Here is an 11105-nt window from a genome sequence, read left to right on the forward strand (position 1 = left end):
GCTCCTTGAAACGAAAAGGGTTGCGCACGCAACCAGTTGTTTGCCGCGTTAGGCCGCGCCGGGTGTTGCGTCGAGAAAGCCGGTTACGGCTTGCAGACGTCCGGCGGTATCGACGACGCCGAAATCGGAGCCTTTGACGATCGGCGTGCCATCGGGCGTCGTCAGCTCCCACGAGAAACGCAGGCGATTGGCGAAGCCGTCGACCTCCGTGGTACGACGGAACGTGTGATGCGGGAAGCGTTCGTGCACTGCGCGAATCATTGCGTCGATGCCGTCGTGGCCATCGCCGGACAGCAGCGGATCGAGATATGCGGCGTTCGTACTCCACGTCGCGACGATCAGTTCGCGGCGGCGTCCCGTGTCGGATTCATTCCATGCGTCGAAGTAACGGTCGATCAGGTCGGTGTGCGCATTCATCACAGACTCCTTCAATGGTTGTTCAGCGGTTGAACTGAGCGCGACACACAACAAACAGCGTGATGTTTGTGGCGGGCTCGGAATGAAGGATCGGTGATGCGAGGCGGCGCGTCGATTACGTACGAGGTAATCGAATTGCTATGCGCGTGCCATCGACGCGCTCTGAACGGCAACTGAAACGCCACTGACGTGCTGCGTTATGTGATCGCAATTTTCTGAAGGCAATCTGTTAGAAAAACCGTTGAATGCGTAAGAACCCATGTTTCAAGGGCTTTTTTACGAGTGCGCTGCTCTTTGCCTGCCGGTTTCACTGAAGAGATTATTGAAGTCGTGTAGCATCAACCTCTCTATCGCGGCGATAGCTGTCGAGCGTTTTATTGTGTTGTATGTGGAGAATGTATGTCTTTCGAGCATCGTGGGTTTCGCGTAAACGTAAATGTGGTACCGGATGAACCCGGCGTGCAGTGGGTGTGTCGCGCCGTCATTGAACGGATTGACGGGGACAGCGCACAAGGCGTGCCGCAGGACCTCGAACTGACCATGCCGCGCGCCAAGATCGACCCGCTGCTGGCAATCAGCACGGTGGAACATCAAGCCAGGTCGTTGATCGACGAAAGCTACACGCGCTTGCATGGCGCCGTAGCCTGATTCGCCGAGCCTTCCGCGCTTTTCACCAGCCCGACGTGCCGACGATACGGCCGGCCCCTCGCGGCTGCGACTGATTGCCGCATGTCGCAAGCTATCGCCGCTGCCAGTGATTTGGTCAGCAGCGCGCCTGATTCGACAGGCTCGAACTGACGCTTCGTATCGCTCCCCACAAAAGCGGCGCATCGTATCCACGCGGCAGCGTCGTGTCTGCGTGCGTGCGGCACAGCCTCGCCTACGCAAACAGTAGCCGGCCTCGTCTCGCGCCGGCCGCCGGACGGTCCGTCCCCTCATGCTAGGATGCTTCGATCCCGGGAGCGCGACATGGACGAAGCGAACCAGCCAGGCACCAGGCCGGACTCATTTGAGCAGCGACTGGAAGCGCGCGGCGAAGCGCAAGTCAAGGCCGATCTGGACAGCACGAACGATTTCGGCCCGGACACGGTGAAAGCGCGCGCCTGGCTCAACAGGAAGGAAGCCGTGCGTCAGGACGAGCAGCGTCAAGCGATGTTCGCCTCGGTGCGCGCTTCGAGCGAAGCGGCGCAAGTGTCCAGCGAATCTGCTCAGGCGTCGCGCCGCTCTGCCTTCTGGACGATGATTGCCGCCATCGCGGCTGCCCTCGGCGTTCTGCTCAACGCGGCGATCAATCTCGGGTGGATGGAGTGGGCCCGGCACGTTGGTCCGTGATCTTTTATCTGGCACAGCGCATGGCGTGCTGATCGAATGTCGCTGGCAGGCTTCATTTCCGCAATACATTGCCGCTGAGACGATAACCCCATAAATGGAACTCGCAATTCAACCTTGCATGCCCTGCGCGGAGCTTCATGGGCAGCCGTCGACTGTCGAGCCACATGCCGACCTGTCGCTGACCGCCGTGAGCGAGCTCAAGCACACGCGAACCGAAGAACACTATGTTTGCGCGCGCTGCGCCGGTGCGTTTGCGCGCATTCTGGACGGCAAGCCGGCTCGACAGGTGTGGATGCTGGTGAATGCGGGGCAGCATTAACGGCAAATCGACCTGACGCTCACAAGAAAGATCAACAGTCAGCATGACCCCCGAGGTAATGGAATCCCGGCCGGCATTGACTATGATCTGGATCATGAGCACTCTCTCCCTCCCCCAAAGCGCCCCGTCAGCCACAGCAGGGCCCGGCCGCACGGTCGGCGAACTGCTGCGCGAATGGCGCCAGCGGCGCCGCATGAGCCAGTTGCTGCTCGCCTCAGAGGCCGACATTTCGACGCGTCATTTGAGCTTCGTCGAATCGGGCCGCGCGCTGCCGAGCCGCGAAATGGTGATGCATCTGGCGGAACGTCTCGATGTGCCGCTGCGAGCTCGCAACACCCTGCTGGTCGCGGCCGGTTACGCGCCGCTCTTTCGTGAACGGCCGCTCACCGACCCGCAACTCGCCGCCGCGCGTGAAGCGGTGGATCTCGTACTGAAGGGCCATGAGCCTTATCCCGCGCTTGCAATCGACCGGCATTGGACCATCGTCGCCGCCAACAACGCACTCGCGCCGCTCGTCAGCGCGGCGAGCGCGACACTCCTCGCACCGCCGGTCAACGCGTTGCGTCTGAGCCTGCATCCGCAGGGCATCGCAGCGTCGATCGTCAACTGGCACGCGTGGCGCTCCCATGTGCTGGCGCGCCTGCAACGGCAAATCGACGTCAGCGGCGATGAAACGCTCGCCGCGCTGCGCGACGAACTGGCCGCTTATCCGACGCCGCCCGGCGTGCAACCCGCCGACGAGGAAACCAGCAGCACGCTCAGCCAGATCGCCGTGCCGTTGCGTCTGCGCACGCCGCTCGGCGTGCTGTCGTTCTTCAGCACGACCACTGTGTTCGGCACACCGGTCGACGTCACGCTGTCCGAACTCGCCATCGAAGCCTTCTTCCCCGCGGACCAGCAAACCGCCTCCGCTTTGCGCGCTTACGCAGAACAGGAGGCCGCATCGAACCGGACGAACACCGCCAGCCAATAGCCAGACGCGAAGCCAGACGAGACGCGCCAAAACGTAAAGCCGCGGTTACCATGCAAAAAGGCACACCGCGCACGGAGATAGCACCTTGGAGAACACCCCGCTGATCCGCCAGCTCACGCTGGCCGACCGTGACGCGCACTATCAATTGCGTCTGCGCGGCCTGCAGGCGCATCCCGAGGCGTTCGGCCAGAGTCATAAGGAGGCGCTGGAGCGAGGGCCGGCACACTATGACGCGATGCTCGAAGGCAAGCGCGCCGCCGACGGCAATTTCCTGCTGGGCGCGTTCGCCGCGCCGGATAAACCATTGCTTGGCGTTGTCGGCCTCAAGCGTCTTGCGCGGCTCAAGGAGCGGCACAAGGCGGAAGTGATCGGCATGTATGTCGCGCCGGAAGCCGCCGGCCGGGGCGTGGGCCGCGCGCTGCTGATGGAATTGCTTGCGCGGGGCCGGCGAGTCGAAAACCTGCGGCAAATCCAGCTGGTGGTGTCGAGCGAAAACGACGCAGCGCGCCATCTGTACGAGTCCGTCGGGTTTCGCCGCTATGGACGAGAACCGGAGGCGCTTTGCGTCGACGGGATCTATTACGACGCGGATCTGATGACCCAGTTTGTCTGACAGCGAACCGCGGGTGCCCGGCATGGAGAAACCTCCCGGCTTCCTTCTCAAGCCAGGTCCGAACCGTTCCCGCAATACGTGCTATCTTTTTTAATTAACTTTCGCTGCGACGTTTGCCACCTTCGCCGCCTGGGCCCATCACGGGCTGTCATCCTCAGCACGCTCAATTCACCATGTCCGATTTCGCTTCTCCGCTGCCGCGCGTCCCGCGCCGCTTCGACGTCAACCCCAAACCGCTCGGCCTTGCGCTGCTTCTGATCGCGCTCGGCGCCCTTTATCTCGCGCAAACCGTCAGTACCCGCCAGGCCGCGCTATATGTGGTCGGTGCGTTGCTCGGGATGTCGCTTTATCACGCCGCGTTCGGCTTTACGTCAGCGTGGCGGGTCTTCATCGCCGATGGCCGCGGCGCCGGCTTGCGCGCACAAATGGTGATGCTCGCAATCGGCGTGCTGCTGTTCTTCCCGGCGCTTGCCGCCGGCACGTTGTTCGGTCACCCGGTCCGCGGGTTGGTGGCGCCGGCGGGCACGTCGGTCCTTGTCGGTGCGTTCATGTTCGGTATCGGCATGCAGCTCGGCGGCGGTTGTGCGTCGGGCACGCTCTACACGGTCGGCGGCGGCAGCACACGCATGATCGTCACGCTGGCCGCGTTCATCGTCGGCTCGGTCGTCGCGACTGCGCACATGCCGTTCTGGACCGCGTTGCCGTCGCTCAAGCCACTCTCGCTCGTGACGATGCTCGGCGCAGGCTGGGCCATTGTGCTGAATCTCGTCGCGTTCGCCGTGATCGCCGCGCTGACCGTGGTGATCGAACGCCGCCGTCATGGGCGCCTCATCAACGAGCCAGAGCGGCCGCCGCATGCTTCGCCGTGGCTGCACGGCCCGTGGCCGATGGTGGCTGGCGCCGTCGCGCTGGCACTGCTCAATTTCACGACGCTCGCGTTGTCAGGTCGCCCGTGGGGCATCACCTCGGCGTTTGCGCTGTGGGGCGCCAAGACGCTAGCCGCGCTCGGTATCGACGTCGCCCAGTGGCCGTACTGGGCCGCGCACGCCAATGCGGGCGCGCTCGCCGCGCCGCTCAGCCATGACGTCACCAGTGTGATGGATATCGGTATCGTCCTCGGCGCAATGACCGCGGCGGCCCTCGCCGGCCGCTACGCACCGGTCTGGCGAGTGCCGCTGCGCTCGCTGATCGCAGCGGTGATCGGCGGGCTGATGCTCGGCTACGGCGCCCGGCTTGCCTATGGTTGTAATATCGGTGCCTACTTTAGCGGCATCGTGTCAGGCAGCCTGCACGGGTGGTTGTGGCTGGTAGCCGCCTTCGCGGGCAATGTGCTCGGCACCCGCCTGCGACCATTATTCGGACTTGCCGTCGAACGCGTGAAGCCGACCGGCTGCTAACCGTTACAAACGCATCCCCAGATTGCGCCAATTTGTAACTGGGGATGCCCCGAGTTGTTACATCATGATTTGGCCCTGTAACAACTCTCGCGCAGCGGAATTTATTACTGAAAATCCGCCATTCTTTCTATTTCCTTTCTATTCCAATAGCCAATTAGCGTTATCCCGGGCTATCAAAGTCGTTTGTTCATACGATTCCGTGTAAGCGCCGTTCTGTCAAGCCCAGCAAGGCTCGCTGAACTCTCGCCGACCTTCTCGCGGCCACAGAATCCCGCATATTTCAGCACCATGAAAGAGTTACCGGAATTTGTTGTATTTTGGTTAAATATTTTTTTGAGAAGCTATTGATTTCCTGAAATCCACTTCATACAATTGCGTCCAAGGTGTTACGAGATGTAACACCTTGTATCAATCAGTCGGGACCGGTATTACGTGGTGACATGTAGCTGGACGTATGTAGTGTCCGGCGAGGCAAAAAAGACATAACGGCAATAAAAGCCGACATAGCAATTCGGGGCTTCGGAAACTGCAAAATGGACCGTAGCAGCGAGACTCGGGACTCGATCCGCGAGATCAATTTGTCTTACATCATGCTCGCACAACGTATGTTGCGCGAGGACAAACCCATCGGGATGTTCCGTTTGGGCCTGTCGTCGGAACTGGCCGATTTGCTGGCGGGGCTGTCACTCGCGCAGATCGTCAAACTGGCCTCTTCCGACCAGCTTCTCTGTTTTTTCCGCTTCAACGACCACGCCATGTTGTCGGCGTTGACGCAAACGACGAAACACGCGGAAGTTTCGCCGACTCACGCCGCTATCCTGCTTGCAGGCCAGCCGGCAGAGCAATTCGCTTAATAAGGTGGCTGCAATGCTCAAGCGAAGCCTGACCGAAGACGCACAGGAAGTATTCCGCGCGATCGCGCTGATCGAACTCGGCGCGCGGATGCAAGTGCTCGAGAGCGAATTGACGCTGTCGCGTGACCGGATGATCCGCCTGTACCGTGAGGTCAAGGGCGTATCGCCGCCCAAGGGCATGCTGCCGTTTTCGGCGGACTGGTACATGACGTGGCTTGCGAACATTCACGCTTCGCTGTTCTACAACACGTACCTGTTCCTGAAGAAGGAAGCCGGCTGTTCGCATCTGGATGCGCTGACCAAGGGCTACCGGCTCTATATGGAGCATTGCCAGCACAGCAATACGGAACCGGTGCTGGATCTGACGCGCGCATGGACACTGGTGCGTTTCTTCGACGCCGACATTCTGCAACTGACACGCTGCTGCCGTTGCACCGGCAAGTTCGTTGCACACAAGCACGATCTGCAGCACAACGTGGTGTGCGGTGCCTGCCAGCCGCCGTCGCGCGCCGGCAAGACCAAAAAGGCCGCAGCGGCCGCCCGGCTGGAAGCGCAAGAGGCGCTCGAAGCCGCGCAGAGTGCCGAGATTGCCGAAGCAGCTTGAAGTAAAAGGCGTCAACGATTGCCCAGTTGACGTCGCGTAGCAACACCCCGGTTTCCCGTCGTTTCCGCACAGTTCGCCTGCTCAGGCGCGATGCCCGATTCGCGCCCATGTCGCCACCAGAGGCTCGCCGCCTCTGGCAGCCTATCTCTTCAGCGTTCTAGCTGATCCACCCCACCGTCTGTACCACCAGCCACAGGTTCGCCGCGCTGATCACAACGAACAGCGCCCATGCGAGCATGCGCGTCGGCAGCCGGTTGGCGAATTCGCCCATCAGCGAGCGGTCGTTGGTCATACGGATCAGCGGATACAACGCGAACGGCAACTGCAGGCTCAGCACCACCTGACTCGCGACCAGCAGTTTACCGACCGCGCCGTTGCCCAGCATCTGCACGCCGATCAGGGCCGGAATCAGCGCCAGCGCGCGGGTGATCAAGCGCCGCTGCCAGCACGGAATCCACAGTTTCAGAAAGCCTTCCATGATCACCTGACCGGCGACGGTCCCGGTAAAGGTCGAGCTTTGCCCGGATGCAAGCAGCGTGATGGCGAACAGCACGGCCGCAAAGCCGGTGCCGACGATCGGCGCAAGCAGGCGGTACGCATCTTCGATTTCGGTGACCTGGTTGTGGCCGGTTGCGTTGAACGCGGCGGCGGCCAGGATCAGGATGGCGGCATTGATCAGCAGTGCGATCACCAGCGACCCGATCGTGTCGAGGCGCGACAGCCCGATCGCCGACGCGATGCTGCGTGAATCGCGCTTGACCGCGCGCGTTTGCACGATCGACGAATGCAGATACAGGTTGTGGGGCATCACCGTCGCACCGAGAATGCCGATGGCCAGATAGAGCGGCTCGCGCGTGCTTAGCGCCTGCCACGACGGCACGAGTCCCATTGCCACCGAAGGCCAGTGCGGTTTGATCATCACCAGTTGCACGACATAGCCAATGCCAATGGTGGCGATCAGGGCGAGGATGATCGCTTCGAGGTCACGGAAATTTTTGCCCTTCAGGCCGAGCACGATCAGCGTATCGAACGCGGTCAGAAGCACGCCGGTGGTCAGCGAGCAGTTGAACAGCAAATGAAACGCGAGCGCGCCGCCGAGCACTTCCGCAAGGTCGCAGGCAATGATGGAGAGTTCGGCGAGTACCCATTGGAAGCGTGCCACGCGCTGCGAATAACGGGCGCGCGACAACTGTGCGAGATCCTGTCCGGTGGCAATGCCAAGCCGCATGCTCAGGCATTGCAGCGCCATTGCCGCGAGGCTCGACAGCACAACCACGAACAGCAGGCTGTAGCCGTAACGCGAGCCGGCTTCGATATCCGTCGCCCAGTTGCCGGGGTCCATGTAGCCGATCGAAATCAGCAGGCCGGGCCCGGCGAACTGCAGCATCTTCTTCCAGAACGGAACACCCTGCGACACGGCAACCGTGCCCTGCACTTCGGACGGGCAAAACGGGGCTGTTGCGGTGGTCGGTAGTTTGAATGGCAAAACCGTGCCTCTTGAGGTGGACGTTGCAGCGGCGCCTATCCCGGGGCGCCGCAGTCGACCTCAAGTGTACAAAGAAACTTCCGGCAATGTTCCAGTGAGCGCGTAGCGCCCCACATCGCGCACGCGGTAGTCGAGCGGATCGTGCAGCGTGTGGACGCGGGCGTTGCGCCAGAACCGGTCCAGGGCGAGCGGCGCGTGCGTTGAGCGCGCGCCACAGGCGTCGAACAGGTTTTCGCTGACCTCGAGCGCAGCCCGATGGGCAAGAATCTTGGCCTCCGACGTGGCGAGCGCAACCAGTGCACGTGCTTCAGCAGTGAGGGCCCCGCCCTGCAGCCACGCCTCGTCCAGTGCCTGCGCCGCACGCGTCGCGAGCGCTTCAGCGGCGATGGTCTGCAGACGCATCTCGCCAAAACGTTGAATCAGGTAAGGATCGTCGGTGGCCTTGTCGACGCCGGAACTCAGCCACGGCCGTCCGTACTGGTTCACGTAGGCGCGTGCTTCTTCCAGCGCGCCTTGCGCAATCCCGACGAACAGGTTGGTCAAGACCTGTTGCGATACCAGCGTGCGCAGCGTGGCGTGCGGGGTTGGCGGTGTTTCGGAGCGGTGCAGCACTTCCTCCGGTTCGACCTTCACTTGCGCAAACGACACGCTGCCGCTGTCGGTCTGCCGCTGGCCGATCGGATTCCAGTCTTCGTGGACGGTGATGCCGTCGCGCGTGGTCGGCACCACGGCAAAAACCGGTTTGCCGGTTTGCGGGTCGTGCGCGGAAATCGTCATCATCTGCGAGCCGCGCGTGCCGGAGCAAAAGCCCTTTTGACCGTTCAGACGAAACCCGCCGTCACCGGTGGCCGTGGCAATTAGCCGCGTATCAAGCGGGTTCACCGCGTTGCCCCACCACCAGCGGTTCTGGACCGTCCCGCGCAGATAGCGCGCGCGTTGTGCGTGGTTGCCCCACACGTCGACGCTCACCACTTGCAGGCATTGAAAGCCCAGCAGATGCGCAAGCGCACTGTCGACGCGCGCGATTGCGCGGATCGTTTCGTAGATTGTCGGCCACGGGGCAGCAGCGCCGCCGAATTCGCGCGGCACGGCGAGTGTCAGCAGACCCGCGTCCGCGATCCATTGTTTTTCCTGCGCAGCGTGGCCGCCGTCGCGGTCACGCTGCGCAGCCGTCGCGCGCAATGCGTCGAGCAGACCCGTCAGATCGCTTACGCCTCGTGGTACTTGCGTTTCAAGTGTTGCAGGATGGCCCGGCTGGTTCATGCAGTCTCCCAATGAGCGCGGAGGTCAGCGCCGAATACGTGCGCATTATGCGCGTATTTCGTATTCAGACAGGAGGCGGCGCGCATGGAGGGCGCCGCGTGAAACTGCAATTGTCGCTCGAAAGGCCCGCGTCTGCGCGATGCGCAAAGGGTCTGCGTCATGGTGACTCTATGGATGGGTAGAAGCGGCGCTCACCGCGTGCTTGCGAGCCGCGGCCCAAATGAAAAAAGGGCGCAACGTATCACGCGTTGCGCCCTTCACCTGCTTCAGCTCTCGAACCCAAGCTTACTGCTTTGCCACCTGTTGCGACGTCGTTTTGGCTGCAACCGCATCCGAAGCCGCACCGGGAGCCGCGGCCGCCGGCGCATCCGAAGCCGGCGCGTCGCCCCAGCCGCCGCCAATCGCGCGAATCAGGTTCACCGTCGAAACGGCCTGCGTGCCTTCCAGATGGCTCGCCTGCAACTGCGACTGCAACACTTGCCGCTCGCTGTCGATCACATCCAGATAGCTCACCTGACCTTCCGTGTACTGCGTCTGCGACAGATGCGACGCGCGCTGCGACGCGTTCACCGCATCGTTTTGTGCCTGGATCTGATCGTCCAGCAGCCGCAGGTCGGCCAGGTTGTCCTCGACCTCCTTGAACGCCACCAGCACCTGCTGACGATACTGCGCGACATCTTCGTCATATTTGCTGCGTGCCTGCGCCAGGTTCGCCTTGCGACGGCCGCCGTCGAAGAGCGGCAAGGTCAGCGCGGTGCCTGCAAACGGTCCGAGCAGGAACGTGCGGCTCGACCACATGAACAGATCGCCGAGCGTGGCCGACTCGTAACCAAAGGCACCCGTAATATCCAGCTTCGGGAAGAACGCCGACTTCGCCAGACCCACGCGAGCATTCGCCGCGGCCATCGCGCGTTCCGCAGCGGCCACGTCCGGACGACGCTCCAGCAACGCCGACGGCAAACCCGGCGGCACGCGTGCCGTCACTGGCGCAAGCGGCGTTTCCGGGAACGAGAAGTTGGCCGGCGCCTTGCCGAGCAGAATGGCCAGACTATGCTCGGAGGCCGCACGCTGACGCGCCACACCCACCGCATCCGCACGCGCGCTCGCCAGTTCATTGCGAGCCTGCGCCAGATCCAGTTCGCTGATATCGCCTTCGTTGAAGCGGCGCTGGATCAGCTTGAGCGTATCCTCACGCAACTTCACCGTCTGACGATACAGCGTCTGGTCCGTATCCAGTTCGCGCAGCTGGAAGTAGTTCTGCGCGACGTCCGCCTGCAAGGCGAGCTGTACCGAACGGAACAGCGCTTCGCTTTGCTGCTCGTCCGCTTGCGACGCATTGACGTTCGAGGTGACGCGGCCAAACAGATCCGCCTCATACGACACCGTGCCCTGCGCGCGCCACAGCGTCGTGGTTTCCGGACCGTTGCTTTGCGGCAGGAACTGCGAGGCCGGCGACACCGTTTCGCGGGTCGGACCAAACCCCGCATCCAGCTTCGGGAACCAGTCGGAGCGGGCATTCTTCACCAGCGCACGCGCCTGTTCGACGCGTGCCGCCGCGGCCTTCAGATTCTGGTTCGCTGCGGCGGCCTGCTGTTCCAGATCGTTGAGGGTCGGGTCGTTGAAGATGGTCCACCACTCGCCGCGATGCGCATCGTCGGCCGGTTGAGCGGGCTTCCAGGTGCCCGCATCCTGCGGCGAAATGGCCGGTGCTTCCTTGAAGGCGGCGGATGTATCGACGTCCGGCCGCTTATACGTCGGCTCGACCGAGCACGCGGCGAGCAGCGCCAGCAACAAACCGCTGGCTGCCGCGCGGCCCCAGCCGCTTAAAGACTCAAACCGTTTCATTG

Annotated in this window: 12 protein-coding genes; 7 read left to right on the forward strand and 5 right to left on the reverse strand. The window is 62.5% G+C overall.

Going from position 1 to position 11105, the window contains the following annotated elements; all coding sequences use genetic code 11:
• Positions 1-48 precede the first annotated feature (48 nt).
• Positions 49-417, reverse strand: a complete 369-nt coding sequence (locus tag VGH41_RS08235) for a nuclear transport factor 2 family protein (RefSeq protein ID WP_331596874.1) — start codon at positions 415-417, stop codon at positions 49-51.
• A gap of 399 nt (positions 418-816) precedes the next feature.
• On the opposite strand from VGH41_RS08235, the gene VGH41_RS08240 reads away from it, so the two are divergent.
• Entirely contained in the window at positions 817-1065 is a 249-nt protein-coding gene (locus tag VGH41_RS08240) for a hypothetical protein (protein ID WP_331596875.1), read from the forward strand.
• A gap of 321 nt (positions 1066-1386) precedes the next feature.
• The gene (locus VGH41_RS08245) at positions 1387-1749 is read left to right on the forward strand and encodes a hypothetical protein (RefSeq protein WP_331596876.1); all 363 of its coding nucleotides are present in this window, start codon (positions 1387-1389) and stop codon (positions 1747-1749) included.
• A 52-nt stretch (positions 1750-1801) separates the two neighbouring features.
• Here VGH41_RS08245 and VGH41_RS08250 read toward each other — a convergent pair whose 3' ends face one another.
• Positions 1802-2164 carry a hypothetical protein gene (locus tag VGH41_RS08250; RefSeq protein ID WP_331596877.1) on the reverse strand — a complete coding sequence of 121 codons (363 nt, stop codon included), beginning with the start codon at positions 2162-2164 and terminating at the stop codon, positions 1802-1804.
• Between VGH41_RS08250 and VGH41_RS08255 the strand changes: the two genes are divergently transcribed.
• From VGH41_RS08255 to flhC, 5 genes are all read left to right on the forward strand, one after another.
• Complete coding sequence (locus VGH41_RS08255; protein WP_331596878.1) at positions 2163-3041, forward strand: helix-turn-helix transcriptional regulator; 879 nt, start codon at positions 2163-2165, stop codon at positions 3039-3041. The genes VGH41_RS08250 and VGH41_RS08255 overlap by 2 nt on opposite strands.
• A gap of 85 nt (positions 3042-3126) precedes the next feature.
• Complete coding sequence (locus VGH41_RS08260; RefSeq protein ID WP_331596879.1) at positions 3127-3654, forward strand: GNAT family protein; 528 nt, start codon at positions 3127-3129, stop codon at positions 3652-3654.
• Positions 3655-3827: 173 nt separating this feature from the next.
• On the forward strand, positions 3828-5051 hold the full coding sequence (locus VGH41_RS08265) for a YeeE/YedE family protein (protein WP_331596880.1): 1224 nt from the start codon (positions 3828-3830) through the stop codon (positions 5049-5051).
• 533 nt (positions 5052-5584) lie between these two features.
• On the forward strand, positions 5585-5905 hold the full coding sequence (gene flhD / locus VGH41_RS08270; RefSeq protein WP_331596881.1) for a flagellar transcriptional regulator FlhD: 321 nt from the start codon (positions 5585-5587) through the stop codon (positions 5903-5905).
• Positions 5906-5918: 13 nt separating this feature from the next.
• Positions 5919-6509, forward strand: a complete 591-nt coding sequence (flhC, locus tag VGH41_RS08275) for a flagellar transcriptional regulator FlhC (RefSeq protein WP_331596882.1) — start codon at positions 5919-5921, stop codon at positions 6507-6509.
• A gap of 157 nt (positions 6510-6666) precedes the next feature.
• Here flhC and VGH41_RS08280 read toward each other — a convergent pair whose 3' ends face one another.
• From VGH41_RS08280 to VGH41_RS08290, 3 genes are all read right to left on the reverse strand, one after another.
• Positions 6667-7995 carry an Nramp family divalent metal transporter gene (locus tag VGH41_RS08280; RefSeq protein ID WP_331596883.1) on the reverse strand — a complete coding sequence of 443 codons (1329 nt, stop codon included), beginning with the start codon at positions 7993-7995 and terminating at the stop codon, positions 6667-6669.
• A 60-nt stretch (positions 7996-8055) separates the two neighbouring features.
• Complete coding sequence (locus tag VGH41_RS08285) at positions 8056-9258, reverse strand: acyl-CoA dehydrogenase family protein (protein ID WP_331596884.1); 1203 nt, start codon at positions 9256-9258, stop codon at positions 8056-8058.
• Between the two features lie 285 nt (positions 9259-9543).
• The gene (locus VGH41_RS08290; protein WP_331596885.1) at positions 9544-11103 is read right to left on the reverse strand and encodes an efflux transporter outer membrane subunit; all 1560 of its coding nucleotides are present in this window, start codon (positions 11101-11103) and stop codon (positions 9544-9546) included.
• Positions 11104-11105 lie beyond the last annotated feature (2 nt).

Origin of the sequence: Paraburkholderia sp., assembly GCF_036488795.1 — a bacterium.
Lineage (GTDB): Bacteria > Pseudomonadota > Gammaproteobacteria > Burkholderiales > Burkholderiaceae > Paraburkholderia.